We start from the raw sequence: 18,683 nt of genomic DNA, 5'->3' as shown, positions 1-18,683 counted from the left end.
TTGGGTGCGGCTGCTGAGGTGCTGCTCTCCGTCGTACTCGGCGCCGACCTTGAAGTCTTCCCAGCGGGAATCAGCCGATGCGTCAGTCTCGGGGCAACGGCGCAGCACTCACAAAGCCGCTGAGCTACCCCAAGTAAAGTTGGGTTAGCCGGACAATTGTTGGGGTGACGGCGACTCAGCGGCCATCGAAAACAATGCAATGGTCGATCCCACGGCAGCGAGTCCGCCAATGCGGCGCCCAACCCGTCAAGCTCAGGCGCCACCACCTGGTCGATAAAGCTCACCGGATGTTGAGAAGCGTCAGTTTGGAGGATCAGGACTCGGGAGAGTCAGGCGCAGAAGGCCGTTCCCCGACGGCTCCAGGCGCACGGTCGACGGCCAACTCGGGTGGTCAGCACTTAGAAGGCCGTGTAAGCCGATCACCTTGACAACGTTGCCACTTTCCTCGAACACCAGCAGGTTCACCTCTGGGTCGTAATCCGCGTTGCGGATTGCCGGCGACCCCACCACCTCTGCGATCTTTTCCCGCGTCAAACCGCGGAAGAGATGGACCTCGTTCCAAGAAAAGTCGGTGAGATCGGACAACCGAGCTGACCGCCCGTTCTGTGACAGGTCGGTGAGTTTGGCTCCGAGTGGATTGTGGTAGTCGATATCCGCGCCCGGACTTGACTGGCCACAACCCGCCACACCGACGCAAATCAAGACCGCGCAGAGCCACAATCGTGTCACGTTCAAACCCACCTTCATCGTCAGTATCCGCCCGCCGCCGTTGCGTATCCGCCAGGTTGACCAGGGTCGTAGCCGCCTCCCGGTTGCGGCATCGGAGCCGTGTCCGGACCGCTGCCCTGGACCGGCGCGCTGACGCTGGAATCACCCGTGGGGCCGCCCACCGGGATCTGATCACTCCATATGACGCCCTGCCCGTCAGGACGGATCACGACCGTCTCGCCATTGCGCACCGCCTGCTCGACCATGCCGGCAAGCTGCTCGGAGGACGCATCTGGGTTGGCGGCAGCGATTCGCCGCCCGACCTCGTTGTTCCACAAGTCCATCGCCTCGCTGGAGGCATAGTTGGCGGTGCGTCTCTCATGCGCTGTGGTGAACTGGCGCGTCCACTCTTCCCCAAATCGCTGAGTCATCAAGGCGTTCCAGTAGGCATGGCGGAAGGCATCGGTGTGGTTGTCGATCTCCTTACCGTCAGGTGGAGGAAATCGCGATATGGCCTGAGCCTGTGCTGCCTCCTTGGCCTGCTGCATGTCCCGCTGCCCCGATAGACCAAGTTCGTCGAGCATCCGAGCTTCGCCAGCAGTGATGTATTGCGGATCCGTGAAAATGCTCGCCGGCCATGATGGCTCCCAGTCGACCATGCCATCCGGGTCTTCCGAGACCTGGTAACGCTCAAGTATGTCGTCCGGGGTAATGCTCCGCTCGCTAGCCGGATTCTCTTTGTAGCCCCAGTTCAGCGGGATCATCCCGTCAAGCTCAACCGCTGCGGCATCGAGTTGCGCGCCGACCTTGGCGTCCTCGAAGGCCAGGTTGCGTGCACGCATGGCAATGTAGCTGTGATGTTGGTCGACTTTGGTTCTGCGGGCATCATAGAGAGTCAATTGTTGGCCGGAGTAGCGGCGCGGGTCGGTCACCGTCAGGTCGTCGCCGACCTGGAAGCCGTCGACCTCAGCATCCGAGATTGCATCGAGGGCCAGCTCCCTGGCCTGACTGATATTGCCCGCCCCCTCATAGGCGGCTTTCCGCATCTTCCGCATCAGTTCGGCCGCACCGTACACCACGCCTCGATCCGAGTACCCGGCCTCCTGCGCGATATCGGCGGCGTCACCCTCCCAGTCGGTTCCGCCGGGCGTCGATAGCTGCTGGACGTGGGCATCGGCCGCGATCTCGATCTTGTCCGCCACCGTTCCGTACCCCTGCGCAGCCACCGACAAATCGTCGATGGCGTCGGTCCAACCATCAATCTCTGAGCGGGTGGGAAGACCTACGCCTGGACCGGACGCGGAGCCGGGTGTGGTTGCTGGGGTTCGAAATAGCCCGGACGACATTCCGCTCACACCGATGTCGCCGCAATGTTGGCGGCCCCACCATCATCGATGGTGGAGTAGCTTGCCGCAGCCGCCCCAGCTGACTGCCCGTGCCCGAGCATGCGTCCGGCATAGGCCGTGGTGAACGCTTCAATAGAGGCGGCAAGACTCGAAACCCCCGCGCGGGACGGCTTTGCACCGGCATGCGTTGCCGAGTCGTCATCGCAGGTTAGCTGACCAGCATGTTCATTCAGGACCGCGGAAGCGGCGCGCAACCCATCAGGGCTGACAGAGAGCTGTTGGGACACCGCTGTTAACCCCCGTGGTAGTGGCGTCGACCGTCGCTACAGTGTAGCTGCGTGCGTTGGGGTGGCTAGGCCGTTCGTTCTCTTAATAGCAGCCTCTAAGTTCTCACAAGCTCCTGAGCAGTTGATTATGCGTCAGTTCTGTGAGCCGCAACGGCGCAGAACCGCAAGCGGCGCAGCAGAACTACCGCCGGCGCGAACGCAGATAATCTCCGACCACCGCGGCGCCCAGCCCGTCAAGGTCAGGCACAACCACCCGGCCCGCCACGCGTCGAGCCACCTGGTCGATGAACCGGGCCAGGCCCGGATCAGAGCCCAAGCGGAAGATCGTCACCTGCGCGCCCAACCGGGCCACTTCATCGAATCCCCGCACGGTGTGAGCGATGGTTCGCGGATGCGGCGGGTAGTCAAAAAAGACCGAACTACCATCCCCGTCAAAGTCTTCCAGATGCGCTGTCGGCTCGCCGTCCGTGACGACGAGCACCACAGGCTGGGCGTTGGGGTGCCGGCGAAGATGCCGGGATGCCAGCGCCAGCGCGTGATGCAGGTTGGTGCCCTGCTCGTAAACACCTTCCAGGCCGGTCAGTTCGCCTGCGGTCACGGCTCGGGCGTAGCGGCCAAAGGCGATGATCTGCAAGGCATCTGACCGGAAGCGGGTCGAGACCAGATGGTTCAACGCCAACGCGGTGCGCTTCATCGGCAGCCAGCGGTTCTCCATCACCATCGAGAACGACGTATCCACCAGCAGCGCCACCGCGGACTGGGTACGGGTCTCGGTCTCGGAGATCTCCACGTCCTCGACCGCAAACCGGATGGGCCGATCTGCCACACCCGTACCGGCTTGGCGCAGCACCGCATTGGTGACCGTGCGGGTGACGTTCCACGGCTCGGTATCGCCGAACTGCCAGGGCCTGGTGGCACCGGTGAGCTCGCCGGCGGCCCCGGCCCGCCGAGTGTCGCGTTCCCCGTGCCTGCCGGAAAGTTGTTGCGCCACATCCCGTAAGGCCGTCTGGCCGAGTTGGCGCATGGCCTTGGGCGACAACCGCCATTGACCGTCCGAGCCGCGGTCCAGAAAGCCCTGATTGACCAGGGCGCGTTCCAGCTCGGCCAGCGTGCGGGCATCGACGGCGGCCTCGTCGCCGAGTTGACGGGCCAGCGCGTCGAGATCGACATCGTCCATCGTCGCCCCGGCGTAGCTCTGCGACAAAGCATCTGCCAGCTGCTCCAACTCGGCGATGTCGGCCAGCGCTTGGGCGCCCTCCCCCATCCCGAGTTGTTCGTCGCCGGAGAACCGTTGCGAGCCGGTCCAATCCTCACCCGGACGCGCCGCTTGCAGGTGCGCATCGAGCCTATTCAGAGCATTCATCAGCGACGGTGATCCAAAAGCCTGTTGCGCCAAGGAATCCAGCTCCGCCCGCTGCTGCTCGGACAGACTGTTGCGGAACCGCTGGGCGGCGGCGGCCCGTTGGGCCAACGAATCCATCAGCTCGTCGATGTTCTGCGGATTCTCCGGGAAGAACTCGCCGTGCTTGGCCATGAAGTCTTGAAAATCCTGGTCCGTATCCAGACCGGACGCGTGCTTGTCGAGCAACTCGTTCAGGTCGTCGAGCATGTCGTTGACGCGCTGACGGTCCTCGTCGGTGGCGTTCTCCAAGGCTTGCTTCATGCCGGCGAACCGCTGATCGAGCATCTCGCGACCCAGCAGATCCTTGATCTGCTCGTACTTTTCGCGGGCCTCCGGTGAACGCCACGAGTATTCGGAGAGCTCCTGCACAGCCTTGGCCGGTGACGGGGACAGCGCCTCGAGCTGCAGTTCGCCGAACCTGGCGTCGTCGTCCAACGCCCGCGCCAACTCTTTGCGCTCTGCCAGCACCGCGTCGTCGAGCAGCTTCTTGATCTCGGCCAGAGTGCCGTCGAGGTTGTTGTGCTGCAACAGTTCCCGCCGCCGCCGGTTGGCTTCGGCGGCCAATCGGTCAGTGCCGCGCATGCTCGACGTACCGCGGCGCATCAGCTCGGACAATGCCCGCCGCGGCGAGCTGCCCTCCATGACGTTCTGACCGATCTGCTCGAGCGCGTCGCGCAGATCGATCGGCGGTGCCAGCGGATCCGGACCGCCGGTGTACCGCGAATACCGCGAGGTATGCCCATGGCTGCTGTTAGCCATAGACGGTTTCGCCCTCCCCCGACACCTTGTCGATGCGCTTGGCCAAATACAGCGCTTCCAATGCCAATTCGACCGCGGCGGCCCGCTGACCGACCGACTCGGCACCCAGTCGCGTCGTGATCGCGTCGACCGCAGGCAGGTCGGGCAGCGCGGCCAGCACGTCCTTGGCCGAGACGCGCTCACCGGTGGTCACCGGCGAGCCCTCCTCCACAGCGACCACCACGGGCCCGACGTCGATGCCGCCCAGAAGTCGCTGTGCGGTGTCGGCGGTGGCGCGGCGCAGCAGGTGCTCCAGCACCGCCTGCTCGCGGCCCTCCTCGCCGGTCTCGAACTCCAACTTGCCGCGCAGGACGTCGATCACGGTCGACAGATCGACCACCCGGGCCACCGGGTCGTCCTCGCCGAGAATGGCCGACCGATGCCGCGCCGAGGCCGCCACCGTCTCGGCCGCGGCGATCGCGAACCGAGCCGAAACGCCCGAGCGCTGATCGATCGAACTCGACTCACGCAGATTGCGTGCGAACCGCGCCAGGATCGCCAACAGGTATTCGGGCACCTCGGCGGACAGGTGCGCCTCCTGGCCTATGACCCCGACCTCGGCTTCGACCTCCAGCGGGTAGTGCGTGCGGATCTCGGCGCCGAACCGGTCCTTCAGCGGGGTGATGATCCGGCCACGGTTGGTGTAGTCCTCGGGGTTGGCGCTGGCGACCACAAGAACGTCCAACGGCAGCCGCAAGGTGTAGCCACGCACCTGGATGTCGCGCTCCTCCATCACGTTGAGCATCGACACCTGGATCCGCTCGGCCAGATCGGGCAGCTCGTTGACGGCCACGATGCCGCGATGCGCCCGCGGGATCAGCCCGTAGGCGATCGTTTCCGGATCCCCGAGGCTCCGGCCCTCGGCGACCTTGATCGGGTCGATGTCGCCGACCAGATCGGCGACGCTGGTGTCGGGGGTGGCGAGTTTCTCGGTGTAGCGCTCGCTGCGGTGACGCCATTCGATCGGCAGGTCCTCGCCCGAGTCGGCGGCCCGGCGGATCGACTCCGGCGTGATCGGGCTGTACGGATGCTCGCCCAGCTCGGAACCGGCGATCACCGGTGTCCACTCGTCGAGCAGCCCGGTCAACGCCCGCAGCAATCGGGTCTTGCCCTGGCCGCGCTCACCGAGGAGCACCACGTCGTGCCCGGCGATCAGGGCACGCTCCAGCTGAGGGATCACCGTGTCCTCGAAACCAAGTATCCCCGGCCACACATCGCGCCGGTCCGCCAGTGCAGACAGCAGGTTCTCTCGGATTTCGACCTTGACGCCCCGTTCGCGGTGGCCGGAAGCACGCAGCTCACCGACCGTGCGGGGCAGATCCTTGGGTTGGCTCACCACTCCACGCTACGACGGTGCGGCCGGGTAAGCATGGCCACCCGTCTGCGTCGGGCTTGCCATACTCGTTGGCGGCGTCGCGGGACCGGTAGTCTGCGGGCCATGCCGTTGGCTAGCGGTCAAGCATTCGCGGGGTTCACCATCGTCCGGTTGGTGGGCACTGGTGGCATGGGCGAGGTCTATTTGGCAACGCATCCGCGGCTGCCTCGGGAGGACGCCCTCAAGGTGCTGCCCACGAGCGTCAGCTCGGACAACGAGTTCCGGCAGCGGTTCATCCGCGAGGCGGACATGGCTGCCACGCTGTGGCATCCGCACATCGTCGGGGTTCACGACCGTGGCGAGTTCGAAGGCCGGCTGTGGATCTCGATGGATTACGTCGACGGTCACGACGCGGCCCGGCTGCTGCACGACCAGTACCCGTCCGGGATGCCGGCCGAGGACGTGGTCGAGATCGTCACCGCCGTCGGCGACGCGCTGGACTACGCACATCAGCGCCACCTGCTGCACCGCGACGTCAAGCCGGCCAATATCCTGCTGACCAGCAAACAGAATTCCAAGCGGCGCATCATGCTGACCGACTTCGGGATCGCGCGGCGCACCGACGACGTCAACGGTCTGACGTCCACCAACATCACGGTGGGCTCGATGTCCTACACCGCGCCCGAGCAGCTGATGGGTCAGCCGCTCGACGGCCGTGCCGACCAGTACTCGCTGGCCGCCACCGCCTACCGGTTGTTCACCGGGGCTCCGCCGTTTTCCCACAGCAATCCGGCGGTGGTCATCAGCCACCATCTGAACTCGCCACCACCCAAGCTGGGCGACACGAAAGCTGAACTGGGCGTGTTCGATTCGGTGATGGCCAAGGCGCTGGCAAAAGACGCCACGGACCGCTTCGACACCTGCCACGACTTTGCGGTGGCACTGGCCGAGGCCGCCACCGGAACGCTGCCCGGCGTCCACGCGCCATCTGGGGCACCCGCGCCGCCGACCATGCCGCTGAAGGCCCAGCCGCTTCCGGTCCCGCTGTCGCCGTCGAACCCGTCGAACCGGCCGATGTCGGGTCCGCCGTCGGAGCCGCCGGTGTACACGTCATCGTGGACAGGCAGTGACGAGCCGTCCCACAGCAAACAACCGGTGGCCGGGATTCCGGGCCCGCCGCCACCCCTGCCGTCCACCAATTACGGGCCGCCACCGCTGCCGTACACGACGTCGTCGCGCAAATCCGGTGACCGGCGCAAGGTGATCGTGGCGGCCGCAGCGATCGGTGCCGTGGTGCTGCTGGTCGGCGGTATCACGCTGGCCGTGACCGCGGGTGGCGGTGACAGCAACGCCTCGGACGCGACCACCACCTCGGCACAGGCGGCCGAAACCACCTCCAGCGTGACGACTGTGCCGACCACGCCCAAGCCGCCGGCCGGTCACCTGTTCACCATCGCCGACTACATCAAGCAGAACAAGATCGTCGAAACACCGGTGCACCGTGGGGAACCCGGAGCTCCGGTGCTGACCATGCCCATTCCGCCCGGCTGGGCCGACGCAGGCCCGCGCACACCGCCGTGGGCCTACTCGGCGATCGTCAACGACCCCGTCTCCCCGACCGATCCGCCGTCGGTCATCTCGCTGATCTCCAGGCTCGCCGGCAACGTCGACCCGAACAAGCTGCTCGAGTTCGCCCCCAACGAACTGCAGAACCTGGCCGAATGGGAGCCCATCGGCGGGGTGACGCGCAGTAACCTCACCGGATTCCCCGCCGTGCAGCTGGGCGGTACGTACTTCAAGGACGGCAAGCGCCGGGCCATCACGCAGAAGACCGTGGTGGTCGAATCACCGTCCGGCGTCTACGTGGTTCAGGTCAACGCAGATTCGCTCTACCGCGACTTCCAGGCGCTGGTCGATGTCAACAAGATCATCGATCAGCAGGCCGGCCTCGCGCCCTGACGCTGTGCTACCCCTGCTCCGGGGGCAACATCTGGAATCCGGTCAGGATCAGCTCGGAATCGCGCTGATACTGCTGATTGTCCGGTGTGGTGCTCTGTATCGTGACCGCCGCGATATACGTGCTGTCGTCGACGTGCATCACCGCGGCCACGACCATCGCCGGGTGCGGCCCCACGATGCCCATCACCGGCATCTGATAGTGCACCGTTTCGGCAGGCAATCCGCACAGGGTGTGCGGGGTGACCTCGACGCCCGTGGCGCCCAGGCCGCTCTCCAGCGCGTCCCGCTGGTTTGCGAACACCATCTCCGCGTCCTGGCGACCCGGCACGGTCTCCAACGTCACCACCGCCACCGGGGTGAAATCGGGAGTGCCCAGGCCCGGATTGCCCATGGCGAACCGGATCAGCTCCGAGTCCATCATCGTGGTGCGTTCCCAGCCGTCGGGCTGTGGGATCTTGAGCACCGGTTCCGCGGCGTCCCGCGACGCGATCGTGGTCAGCGGTGCGTCGACATCTTCGCAGTCGGGATTGTCAGCGGCGGCGGCCTGCAAGAGATCTGGGCCCGGCACCGCACGCGCGTCTTCGACCACGCGCGTGCACGACGTCGTCAGCAACGTAGCCAGTACCAACAGAGCGGCGATTCTCGACGCTGCCATGACGCCCACACTTTCGTCGTGTGATACCCAATTATCGCACGTCGACGCCCCGTCAACCGCTAGTGCGCGAAATGCCTTGCGCCGGTGAGGTACAGCGTGATCCCCGCCTTGGCGGCCGCCTCGGTCACGATGTCGTCGCGCATCGATCCACCTGGATGCACGATCGCCGTCACCCCCGCCTCGGCGAGCACCTCCAGCCCGTCGGGGAACGGGAAGAACGCGTCGGAAGCCGCGACTGCGCCCGGCACCCGATCACCTGCGCGCTGCACGGCCAGCCGCGCCGCGTCGACCCGGTTCACCTGGCCCATGCCGACACCCACGGTCGCACCGTCTTTGGCCACGACGATCGCATTCGACTTCACGGCCCGGCAGGCACGCCAGGCGAAGGTCAGGTCGGTCAGAGTCTGCTCGTCGGCGGCCACCCCGGTGGCCAGCGTCCAGTTGTTCGGGTCGTCGCCCTCGGCGTCGAGCGCGTCGCGCTGTTGCAGCAACACGCCACCACTGATCTGCCGCAACTCGACGCCGCCGACCAGGGGCTGCGAGGCGACCAGGATGCGGATGTTCTTCTTGCGGGACAACACTTCCACCGCACCGGGCTCGTAGGCCGGCGCGATGATCACCTCGGTGAAGATGTCGGCGACGGTCTCCGCCATCTCGACACTGACCTCGGTGTTCGAGGCGATCACGCCGCCGAATGCGCTCAGCGGATCGCACTCGTGCGCCTTGCGGTGCGCGTCGGCCACCGAGGTTGCCGAAATCGCGATACCGCACGGGTTGGCATGCTTGATGATCGCCACACAGATCTGCTCGTGGTCGAACGCCGCCCGCCAGGCCGCGTCGGCGTCGGTGTAATTGTTGTAGGACATCTCTTTTCCGTGCAGCTGCTCGGCCTGCGCCAGGCCCGGCCACGCCGAGTCGTCACGGTAGACGGCCGCCTGCTGATGCGGGTTCTCGCCGTAGCGCAGCACCGCGCTGCGATGCCAGGTGCCGCCGTACCACTGGGGTAGCTTCTGTGCGGATTCTTCGGGCGCCAGCGTCGACCCCATCCAGCCCGCCACCGCGACGTCGTACTCCGCGGTGTGCCGGAACGCCAACGAAGCCAGAATCTTTCGCTCCGCGAGAGTGAACCCGCCGGCCCGCACCGCGGCCAGCACGCCGTCGTAGCCGATCGGGTCGACGACCACCGCCACGCTGGGATGGTTCTTGGCGGCGGCCCGCACCATCGACGGTCCGCCGATGTCGATCTGCTCGACGCATTCGTCGACCGAAGCCCCGGATTCCACGGTCTCGCTGAACGGGTACAGGTTCACCACCACGAGCTCGAACGCCTCGACTTTGAGTTCCTCAAGCGCGGCAACATGTTCGGGCTTGCGAGTGTCGGCGAGCAGGCCGGCGTGCACGCGTGGGTGCAGCGTCTTCACGCGGCCGTCGAGAACCTCGGGGAATCCGGTTACCTCTTCCACCGGGGTGACCGGAACACCGTTGCCGGCAATGGTTTTCGCAGTCGATCCGGTGGAGACGATGGAGACGCCCGCCTCGTGCAGACCGCGGGCCAGATCGGCCAGGCCGGTCTTGTCGTAGACACTGATCAGCGCCCGGCGGATCGGTTTCTTGTCGCTCATCGCTGTGTCCTCAACATCCGAAGGTCGCCTTTCGTCCGGTCCAGGTCACGCCGCGGGTTGCCAGCGCGGCCAGCACGTCCACCAGGAGCCGTCGTTCGACGACCTTGATGCGTTCGTGCAAAGTCTCTTCGGTGTCGTCGTCGGCCACTTCGATGGCCTGCTGCGCCAGGATCGGCCCGGTGTCCATCCCCGCGTCGACCAGATGCACGGTGCAGCCCGTCACCCGCACGCCGTAATCCAGCGCCTCGGGCACGGCGTGCGCCCCGGGGAAAGCAGGCAGCAGCGCCGGATGGGTGTTGACCACGCGGCCGGGGAAGCGGCTCAGGAATTGCGGGCCGAGGATCTTCATGAACCCGGCCGAGACCACCAGGTCCGGTTGATGTTCGGCGGTGGCAGCCGTGATCGCGCTGTCCCATGCCGACCGTTCGGGGTGGTCGCCGAGGCGCACAGTGTAGGACGGCAGCCCAGCGCCCTCGGCGATATCGAGGGCCGCACACTTCCTGTCGGCGCCGACAGCAACGACCCGAGCGGGATAGTCGTCGACGGCCGCGGCCAGTAGCGACGCGAGCAACGATCCGGTGCCCGAAGCCAGCACGACCAGCCGTGCCGGTGCACTCGGGGGCACACGTAGCGGTTGCTGCACGCGCAGCAGCCTAGTCGGCCTTGTTGCGCGGGCTGTCGTCGGACACGTCGTCGTCGACGATGAAGTGTTCCTCGGGGTCATCGTGCAGATCGATGACCGGCTCGGGCGGGTCCGCGTCGGCGTCCGCGTCGGCGTCCTCGGCATGCCACGACACGATGGGTTCGTCGACGCGCTCCTCGTCGGGCTCGCGGGGCTCGTCTTCTTCGGGGTCCGACTCCGGCTGAGGGGTTTCGGGTTCGGGTTCAGCCGCGGCCACCGGGGCAGGAGCGGGCACCGGCCTGACCCGTCGCGCGATGCCGCCGGACATCGCCACCGTCAACCCGCCGATCCCGACGAACCACAGGAAAACCGCGGGCCCGAACGTGGCTTGATCCACCCCGACGTCGCCGAAGTTGCCCAGCCGCCCGCCGCCGGCGTAGCCCAGCAGGGCCATCGTCACTGCCGCGACCAGCGCGGCCACCACCAACTTGGCCGATGCGATCAACGCGGGCAGCGGTCGTCGTGCGCATTGTTGGCCGAGCACCACCGCCGAGGCGGCACCGACGATCAGCAACGCCACCCAGACCGGGCCCAGCGGGGGCGCCGGAACCGCCGCCAGCACCGGCACCGCCGGGATGTCCCCGCCGAACACCGTGAACGAACTGAACGTGGCCAGCCCGACGTGCGCACTGGAACCCACGGCGACGGCCGCGGTGCCGACGATCACGTTGGGGATGTAGAGCATCGACAGCAGGGTGAGGCTGAACTGGCCGAACACCGTGTCGGTGATCGCATACAAGTCGTGCATGGTGCCCCAGTGCACAACCAACGAAGCGGCCGTCACCACACCGGAGAGGCCGAAAAGGGCCAGCACGCCGGCCGAGGCGGCGCGCAACGCGTCAGGCAGCCAGTTGGGCAGCGGTGAGACGGCCAGGGTGCGGCGGCCGACTTTCGAACCCACCCCCAGCACGGCGCCGATCGCGTGCACGGCCAGCACGCCGCAGAAGGCGCGCAGCGCGTTGGGGGTCTGCAGTTCGGTGATCACCGAGGCGGCGTCGTGGATGACGGCCAGCATGATGGCCGCGATCAGCAGCGGGCCGCCCAGCGCAGAGGCCACCACCCAGCGGGTGACGAACCACGAGGAGTTGGGTGCGGTCGCCGCCGCGGTGGTGCGCGCGGTGCCCCACACCATCGCCAGCACCGGTAGCAGCGGCATGACGCCCAGTTCGCGGCCGCCAATCGAAACCGGCACCTGATGCACGCCCAGCCACATGCTGGCGGTCGCGCCGAACGCGCCCGTCATATCGCTGTTGGCGATCAGCAACTGCAACAGCACTACCGCGGCGATGAGGACCAGCGCCACGATGGACGGCCCGAATGCGACCCGAAGCAGCTCACGCGCCTGGCGTGGGCCAACTGGCCGGTTATCCACTAGCTGGGCCGCTCCTCGCAAGATCCGCGCGCGCGGGTCTCGCACGCGCGGATCAGCTTACGACGACGACTGGCCGGATTGCTGTGAAGACGGCTGCTGTGCCTGTGGCTGTGCCGGGACCTGCGTGGTGGGCGCCGAGGCATTCGACTGATGCTGCGGCTGACCGTAGGTGGGGAAGCCGGTGGGCGGGGTCGGCGGGCCGCTCTGCTGACCACCCTGCTGGCCCTGCGGATTCTGCGCCTGGAAACCGCCGGTGTTCTGGCCGTACTGGCCGTACTGCGACGGGTAGCCGGGACGCTGGCCGGCAGGAGCCTGCTGGTAGGGCTGACCGCCCTGCTGCGGCTGGCTCTGCTGACCGTAGTACTGCGACGGGCCGCCGTACTGGCCGTACTGCGACTGCTGGTCGAACGCGGGCTTGGGAGCCGGAGGCGTGACCACGCCCGACTCGAACAGCAGTGCGGTGATCGCGGCACCGGCCTGGAGAAGGGTGAGCGCCAGAATCGTGTAGACCGCCCATCCGGCCTCGCCCTCGGTCGCGAACAACACATATGCCGCCTGCAGCAGCGCGACAGTGGCGAGCACCGCGGCGATCGCGGTGTAGTTCTTCTGCTTGGGCAGCAGGCCCACACCAGCCAACAGGCCGGCAACCAGCGTTGCGAGCACCAGCGTCGGCACGACGGTGTTGCTGAACACGGCCCCGGCTTCGATGCCGAAGCTCACCAGGAAGGCGATGATGCCCAACGCGGCGACTGCCGCCAGCAGGATTTCCGGCAGCTTGCTTTCACCGGGGGCTACGTCCGTCTTCGCGAACTGCTGAGTTGCGCCGTATTGGGAACCCGATTGCGGTGCGGGCGGGTATCCGGGGCTACTGGGCGGGTAGGTCATGACCTCTCCTGTGCTGATCGAGCGTCGCGCGTCGGGCATTCACGCAGGCATGGATGCGGACCTGGTACGGACCACGTGAGCGATTCGCTTCCACGCTAGCGCACCCGCCGGGGTGCCGGGCACGCGCTACGTATGTCAGACCGGTCTCAAGCCGATACCAGTACGGGAGCGTCGACCCAATCCTGTTCGGCTGCCTCGATTTCGCGGACCAAGGGCAACACCGTGCCACCGAAGTACTCGATTTCCTGCTGGAAGTGCAGAAAGCCGCCTATGAACAGCTCCACGCCGCGTTTGCGGTACGCCGCAATACGTTCCGCGATCCGCTCCGGGGTACCGATCAGCCGGCTGCGGAATCCGTCGTTGTACTGCAGCAGATCCTCGAAACTCGAATCGGCTGCGCCGGGTTGGCGTGGTTCGACCATGCCATGGTCTGATGGCAGCAAAGCTGCGGTCGCAGGTCGCGGGTATCGCTCGCGGTGAACTTTCTCTGTCGCGGCGAGTGAAACGAGACCCTCAGTCTTGCCCCTGTGACTGAAACACGTTCTAATTCTGGTCATGGACTACGGGCTCGTTCTTTTCACCAGTGACCGCGGCATCGCCCCGGCTTCGGCCGCGAAGCTGGCCGACGACCACGGCTTCACCACCTTCTACGTGCCCGAGCACACCCACATCCCGATCAAACGGGAGGCCGCCCACCCCACCACAGGTGACGAATCACTGCCCGACGATCGCTACATGCGCACCCTGGATCCGTGGGTGTCGCTGGGCACCGCGTGTGCGGTGACCTCGCGGGTCCGGTTGTCGACGGCTGTCGCGCTCCCCGTCGAACACGACCCGATCACCCTGGCCAAGTCCATCGCCACCCTGGACCACCTGTCCGGTGGGCGGGTATCGCTGGGAGTTGGGTTCGGTTGGAACACAGATGAACTCGCTGACCACAAGGTGCCGCCGGGGCGTCGCCGGACGATGCTGCGGGAGTACCTCGAGGCCATGCGGGCGCTCTGGACCGAGGAAGAGGCTTCATACGACGGCGAATTCGTGAACTTCGGACCGTCGTGGGCATGGCCGAAGCCGGTGCAGTCGCATATCCCGGTTTTGGTGGGCGCGGCAGGCAACGAGAAGAATTTCAAGTGGATCTCCAAGTCTGCCGACGGTTGGATCACCACGCCGCGCGACTTCGACATCGACGAACCGGTGAAGCTGCTGCAGGACACCTGGGCGGCGGCCGGGCGCTCCGGCGCCCCGCAGATCGTGGCGCTGGACTTCAAGCCCGATCCCGAGAAGCTGGCCCATTGGCGCGAGCTTGGCGTCACCGAGGTGTTGTTCGGCCTGCCCGACAAGTCCGAGTCCGAAGTGGCGGGCTACGTGGAGCGGCTGGCCGGCAAGTTGGCTGCGCTGGTCTGAATTTCTCCCGCCGAGGGAAGCTAGACCGTCAGCGACGCGCGGTTGCCCTTCTCGGTCGCCTTCACCTCGATTGACGCACCGAGCGGGTCACCGTCTGACAGCAGCGCGACCAGTTCGGGATCCTTGGTGGTCGCGAGGAACCGGCTGCCGTCGGCATCCAACCTGCCGATGATGATGCCGGTGCGCGGCGTCCAGTCGTAACGCACGGTGTACGTCTCGATCGTTGCCGGGCCGTCGGCGTTTTCGGTGATCCCCACCTTCGGCAGCGCCGCCACCTGCTCCTGCAGCTCGGCGCTGTTGTCGGCTGCCCAGTCGGCGGGTGCGGTCGAGTAGACACCTACCGAGTACTTGCTGGCGATCCCGCCGTTGGCGCCGATAAGTGCGAATTGCCCTGGTTTATCACGCATTTCGTTGACGGCCTCGGCGATGCCGTGCATCGAGTAGTTGTTGCCCGGCCCACCGAAGAACGGCAGCCCGCCGGTCAAGGTAAGACCGCGCGGATCGTCGGCGGCAAGACCGGTCCCGTCGCAAATGTTGAACACCGGGAACGGGAAGCAGCTGTAGAGGTCGAAGGTCGCCACGTCGTCAAGTCCGACACCGGCCACCCGCAGCGCCTCGTTCACCGCGGTCACCGCGACTGCGCTCGCGCCGATCTCGGCGCGCTCCAACAGCTTCTGCTCCTTCATGTCCGCGTGCCCGCGCAGGTACACCCATTTCTCCTCGGGCACCCCGAGCCGACGCGCGGTCTCAACAGACATCAGGAGCGCCGCAGCGCCCTGGTTGACCTGATCACGGGCCACCATGAGGCGGGGATACGGATCGCAGATCATCCGGTTGCTGTCGGTGACCGTGGCCAGCTCCTCGACGGAGCGTTCCACGGGCGCAGCCGAAAACGGGTTCTTGGCAGCAACTTTCGAGAACGGCGCGAACAGCTCGGCCATCTTGAGCCGATAGTCGGCAACGGACAGGCCGAGCCGCGCCCGGCGCGCGTTCTCCAGAAGGCCGTATTGCACGGGGGCACCGATCAATCCGTGCTTGACCGTGTACTCGTCGAAGATGCCGTCATAGCCGAAGCCGCGGTCTTCCAGCTGGCCGTCGATGTTCTCGCTGAAATCGGGCCTGTCGTCCCGCTTGGCGAAATGACGTTCGGTGGATACCGCATCCGATCCGAACAGCAAGACGACGTCGGACTTGCCTGCCGCGATCGATCCGGCGAACTCGGTGACCAGATGCTGGGGGCTCTGACCGCCGATCACCTCGAGAATCGCGCGGGCCGGTTCGGCGCCGATTCGGCGAGCGACCGAACGCGGGTAGTTGTTGGAGGCGCCGAACGGCGGCGGAGTCGGGCCGGAGATCTCGAACTGACGTGTGCCGGCGACCGTGTCGATGGCACGTGCCACAGCGTCCGCGTCGGCCCCACAGTCGTGCAGAGCGGCCTTCGCCGCCTCGGTCGCCAACTCCACCGACGACATGCCGCGGTAATCGGGATCATCGATGCGCTCGGTGAACTGTCCGACGCCGACGATGACCGGTGTACGCGGATCGACCATGAGCAACCTCCTGACACGTGTTAATTCGCGAGGCTAACGGATCGATGACGGCGGCTCGCAGCCGCGGTCCAGAATTAGCAGCCTTGACGCGGCTGTCACTTAGTGACACAGTGGTGCTGTCACTAAGTGACAAGATCGGAGGTGGCAGCCATCGACAAGGACGATCAACGACTTGCTGTGTCCCGTATCGCGGCAGCCCTGTTCTGGGAACGTGGCGTATCAGGTACCAGCGGGGACGACATCGCCGCGGCTGCAGGGCTTTCCACGCGGACGATCTGGCGTTATTTCCGGTGCAAGGAGAGTTGTGTCGAGCCCCTGCTGGCCAAGTCGTTGGACCGATTCCTGGCAATAACCCGTCGGTGGCCGCACGAGCTGTCACTCGCGGAACACCTTGCCGCAGACACTGTTCAGTACCCGCTGTCCCCGCAGGACATCGAGGACGAGATCAGCGCGATGCGGCTCACCACGATGACGACGTCGGAACCGGCACTGCGCACCGCGTACCTGATGGTTCATGACCAGATGGAACAGGGCCTCATCCCGGTTCTCGCCGACCGGTTGGGGCTGCCCGAAGACGACCTGACGGTTCGCCTGTGCGCGGCCGCAGTCACGGGGGCGTTCCGCGTCGTCGACGAGGACGCCAGCAGGGCCGTCATCGTCGATCACCAAAAGATAAGCCAAGAAGAAGCACTCGCGCTCATGGACCGAGCTATCCGCGAGGCCACCAACGGTCGCCTGGGTGGACCAGTCACGGCCTGACCCAACGAAAGGACTTCAGTGGCATTACCCGAAATCATCAGTATCGAGGACTTTTTCAGTCCACCGGTTCGCGCGGGTGCGACCATCTCGCCCGACGGAACCCGGATCGCGTACCTCGCGCCGTGGAAGAACCGACTTAACGTGTGGGTGCAAGATGCCGACGACGATGAGACCGCGCGGTGCGTGACGGCCGACGAGACCCGCAGCGTCTACATCTACCAGTGGACCCACGATTCGCGGTGGCTGCTCTACATGCAGGACAACGGTGGTGACGAGAACTGGCACGTGTACCGCGTCGACCCCGACAACCCGGAGACTTCTGCGGTCGATCTCACGCCATTCCCTGGCGCGAGAGCCCAATTCGAGCTTCTGAAGGGTCGCCCGGGCAAGGCCATCGTCCAGATCAACAACCGCAACCCCGAACTGCTCGACGCCTATGAACTGGATATCGCGACCGGTGAACTGACGCTGGTCGCGGAGAACCCCGGCACCGTTGTCGGCTGGCTGACCGGACCCAATGGCGACTTGTTCACCAACACGCTGACCGCCGACGGTGACATCGAGATATCGCAATGGGACTCGGCGACAAGCACACTGCGCACCATCAAGGTTTATGACGGCGTCGACTACCCGCTGGGCATTCATCCCGTGACCATCACGCCGGACGGCACCGGCCTCTGGGTAGGGTCCAACCAGGGCACCGATCTGACCCGGCTGGTCCGGCTCGACGTATCCACGGGCGAGGAGACCGAGGTGGACAGCCACCCGACTCTCGATCTGGCGTGGGCACTTGGACTTCCGGTAACGCCGCTGATCCTCAGTGAGCGAACTGGCGACCTGCTCGGTGTCCGCTACTACGGGGAACGCCAGCTGATCCACGCCCTGGACCCGAATTTCGCTGCAATACTGGACAATCTGTCCAAGCTGTCCGACGGCGACCTGGCCGGGTTGTCATCGGACACCAGTGAGCAGCGTTGGGTGGTGAGCTTCAATCACGACCGCGACACCGGCGTCACGTACTTTTATGACCACTCGACCGGACAGAGTCGGCTGCTGTTCCGGCCCTACCCACATCTGGATCCCGGCGCACTTGCCCCGATGACCCCGGTGACGATCACCTCACGCGATGGGTTGGACCTGCACTCGTATCTGACGCTGCCGGTGGGGTCAGAAAAGGAGGGGGCCGGCGATCTTCCACTCGTCCTGTTGGTCCACGGCGGTCCGTGGGCGCGCGACAGTTGGAGCTACCAACCCGACGTCCAGATGCTCGCCAATCGCGGCTATGCGGTGCTACAGGTCAACTTCCGTGGCTCGACGGGCTACGGCAAGGCGTTCACCCAGGCCGCCATCGGCGAATTCGCCGGCAAGATGCACGACGACCTGATCGACGCGGTGGACTGGGCCGTCAAGCAGGGCTACGCGGATCGCGATCGCGTGGCGATCTTCGGCGGATCCTATGGGGGTTATGCTGCGCTCGTCGGCGTCACCTTTACTCCCGATGTGTTCGCCGCGGCCATCGACTACGTCGGCATCTCCAGCCTGGCGAACTTCATGCGCACGCTGCCGAACGTCGGCCGGCGGTTCCTGGCCACCAACTGGCACATGTATGTGGGCAATCCCAACGACCCGGCCCAGGAAGCCGATATGCTGGCCCGCTCACCGATCACGCGCGTCGACCAGATCCGCACACCACTGTTGGTTGTGCAGGGCGCCAACGACTCTCGCGTCGTGCAGGCCGAATCCGACAACATGGTGGAAGCGCTGCGTAAGCGTGGCGTCGAGGTCGAGTACCTGGTCAAGGCGGACGAGGGGCATGGATTTCTCAACCCGGACAACCAGATTGACATGTACCACGCCGTCGAGCGGTTCCTCGCACAGCACTTAGGCGGTCGCCTCTAGTTGCCGAGCAGACGCGGCACCCCCCCAAAAACACACGGGT

14 protein-coding genes and 1 pseudogene are annotated in these 18,683 nt (G+C 65.9%); 4 read left to right on the top strand and 11 right to left on the bottom strand.

The annotated features are described in order from the left end of the window. Positions 1-300 precede the first annotated feature (300 nt). From ABQF30_RS20870 to ABQF30_RS20855, 4 genes are all read right to left on the bottom strand, one after another. A complete protein-coding gene (locus ABQF30_RS20870) occupies positions 301-747 on the bottom strand; it encodes a hypothetical protein (RefSeq protein ID WP_448467301.1) in 447 nt (148 codons plus the stop codon). A gap of 2 nt (positions 748-749) precedes the next feature. Beyond that, positions 750-1,910 carry a DUF6973 domain-containing protein gene (locus tag ABQF30_RS20865; RefSeq protein ID WP_448467299.1) on the bottom strand — a complete coding sequence of 387 codons (1,161 nt, stop codon included), beginning with the start codon at positions 1,908-1,910 and terminating at the stop codon, positions 750-752. A gap of 612 nt (positions 1,911-2,522) precedes the next feature. Continuing rightward, the gene (locus ABQF30_RS20860; protein WP_448467297.1) at positions 2,523-4,502 is read right to left on the bottom strand and encodes a vWA domain-containing protein; all 1,980 of its coding nucleotides are present in this window, start codon (positions 4,500-4,502) and stop codon (positions 2,523-2,525) included. After that, a complete protein-coding gene (locus ABQF30_RS20855; protein ID WP_448467295.1) occupies positions 4,495-5,877 on the bottom strand; it encodes a sigma 54-interacting transcriptional regulator in 1,383 nt (460 codons plus the stop codon). Before ABQF30_RS20855 ends, ABQF30_RS20860 begins: the two co-directional genes overlap by 8 nt. A gap of 102 nt (positions 5,878-5,979) precedes the next feature. Between ABQF30_RS20855 and ABQF30_RS20850 the strand changes: the two genes are divergently transcribed. Continuing rightward, entirely contained in the window at positions 5,980-7,815 is a 1,836-nt protein-coding gene (locus ABQF30_RS20850; protein ID WP_448467293.1) for an LpqN/LpqT family lipoprotein, read from the top strand. A gap of 7 nt (positions 7,816-7,822) precedes the next feature. On the opposite strand, the gene ABQF30_RS20845 is transcribed toward ABQF30_RS20850, so the two are convergent. The 6 genes and pseudogenes from ABQF30_RS20845 to ABQF30_RS20820 all read right to left on the bottom strand — a co-directional run. Further along, positions 7,823-8,470 carry an LpqN/LpqT family lipoprotein gene (locus ABQF30_RS20845; RefSeq protein ID WP_448467291.1) on the bottom strand — a complete coding sequence of 216 codons (648 nt, stop codon included), beginning with the start codon at positions 8,468-8,470 and terminating at the stop codon, positions 7,823-7,825. A 59-nt stretch (positions 8,471-8,529) separates the two neighbouring features. Then, positions 8,530-10,092, bottom strand: coding sequence for a bifunctional phosphoribosylaminoimidazolecarboxamide formyltransferase/IMP cyclohydrolase (purH, locus tag ABQF30_RS20840; RefSeq protein WP_448467290.1), 1,563 nt, complete (start codon positions 10,090-10,092; stop codon positions 8,530-8,532). Between the two features lie 10 nt (positions 10,093-10,102). Further along, positions 10,103-10,735 (bottom strand): phosphoribosylglycinamide formyltransferase, encoded by a 633-nt coding sequence (gene purN, locus ABQF30_RS20835; RefSeq protein ID WP_448467288.1) that lies wholly within the window; start codon positions 10,733-10,735, stop codon positions 10,103-10,105. A gap of 10 nt (positions 10,736-10,745) precedes the next feature. Continuing rightward, positions 10,746-12,146, bottom strand: coding sequence for a cell division protein PerM (locus tag ABQF30_RS20830; RefSeq protein ID WP_448467286.1), 1,401 nt, complete (start codon positions 12,144-12,146; stop codon positions 10,746-10,748). Between the two features lie 57 nt (positions 12,147-12,203). Then, positions 12,204-13,031: a DUF5336 domain-containing protein gene (locus ABQF30_RS20825; protein WP_448467284.1), complete on the bottom strand. Its 828-nt coding sequence runs from the start codon at positions 13,029-13,031 to the stop codon at positions 12,204-12,206. A 146-nt stretch (positions 13,032-13,177) separates the two neighbouring features. Next, positions 13,178-13,426 (bottom strand): annotated as a pseudogene (locus ABQF30_RS20820) (dimethylsulfone monooxygenase SfnG); the annotation flags it as partial. A 160-nt stretch (positions 13,427-13,586) separates the two neighbouring features. Here ABQF30_RS20820 and ABQF30_RS20815 point away from each other — a divergent pair. Beyond that, positions 13,587-14,435, top strand: a complete 849-nt coding sequence (locus ABQF30_RS20815) for an LLM class F420-dependent oxidoreductase (protein WP_448467282.1) — start codon at positions 13,587-13,589, stop codon at positions 14,433-14,435. Positions 14,436-14,455: 20 nt separating this feature from the next. On the opposite strand, the gene ABQF30_RS20810 is transcribed toward ABQF30_RS20815, so the two are convergent. Then, positions 14,456-15,985: an acetyl-CoA acetyltransferase gene (locus tag ABQF30_RS20810; RefSeq protein WP_448467280.1), complete on the bottom strand. Its 1,530-nt coding sequence runs from the start codon at positions 15,983-15,985 to the stop codon at positions 14,456-14,458. Between the two features lie 126 nt (positions 15,986-16,111). On the opposite strand from ABQF30_RS20810, the gene ABQF30_RS20805 reads away from it, so the two are divergent. Then, positions 16,112-16,744 (top strand): TetR/AcrR family transcriptional regulator, encoded by a 633-nt coding sequence (locus ABQF30_RS20805; protein WP_448467278.1) that lies wholly within the window; start codon positions 16,112-16,114, stop codon positions 16,742-16,744. Between the two features lie 18 nt (positions 16,745-16,762). Beyond that, positions 16,763-18,643, top strand: coding sequence for a S9 family peptidase (locus ABQF30_RS20800; protein ID WP_448467276.1), 1,881 nt, complete (start codon positions 16,763-16,765; stop codon positions 18,641-18,643). Positions 18,644-18,683 lie beyond the last annotated feature (40 nt).

This window comes from Mycolicibacterium sp. XJ870, from assembly GCF_053483975.1.
Note: the sequence above shows the minus strand (reverse complement) of the source record. Positions and strands in the feature narration are given on the sequence as shown.

What these genes read in the sequence shown, in the direction of transcription:
- ABQF30_RS20870 (WP_448467301.1), bottom strand. Translation starts at nt 747, where the DNA reads ATGAAGGTGGGTTTGAACGTGACACGATTGTGGCTCTGCGCGGTCTTG.
- ABQF30_RS20860 (WP_448467297.1), bottom strand. Translation starts at nt 4,502, where the DNA reads ATGGCTAACAGCAGCCATGGGCATACCTCGCGGTATTCGCGGTACACC.
- ABQF30_RS20850 (WP_448467293.1), top strand. Translation starts at nt 5,980, where the DNA reads ATGCCGTTGGCTAGCGGTCAAGCATTCGCGGGGTTCACCATCGTCCGG.
- ABQF30_RS20845 (WP_448467291.1), bottom strand. Translation starts at nt 8,470, where the DNA reads ATGGCAGCGTCGAGAATCGCCGCTCTGTTGGTACTGGCTACGTTGCTG.
- purH (WP_448467290.1), bottom strand. Translation starts at nt 10,092, where the DNA reads ATGAGCGACAAGAAACCGATCCGCCGGGCGCTGATCAGTGTCTACGAC.
- ABQF30_RS20825 (WP_448467284.1), bottom strand. Translation starts at nt 13,031, where the DNA reads ATGACCTACCCGCCCAGTAGCCCCGGATACCCGCCCGCACCGCAATCG.
- ABQF30_RS20815 (WP_448467282.1), top strand. Translation starts at nt 13,587, where the DNA reads ATGGACTACGGGCTCGTTCTTTTCACCAGTGACCGCGGCATCGCCCCG.
- ABQF30_RS20810 (WP_448467280.1), bottom strand. Translation starts at nt 15,985, where the DNA reads ATGGTCGATCCGCGTACACCGGTCATCGTCGGCGTCGGACAGTTCACC.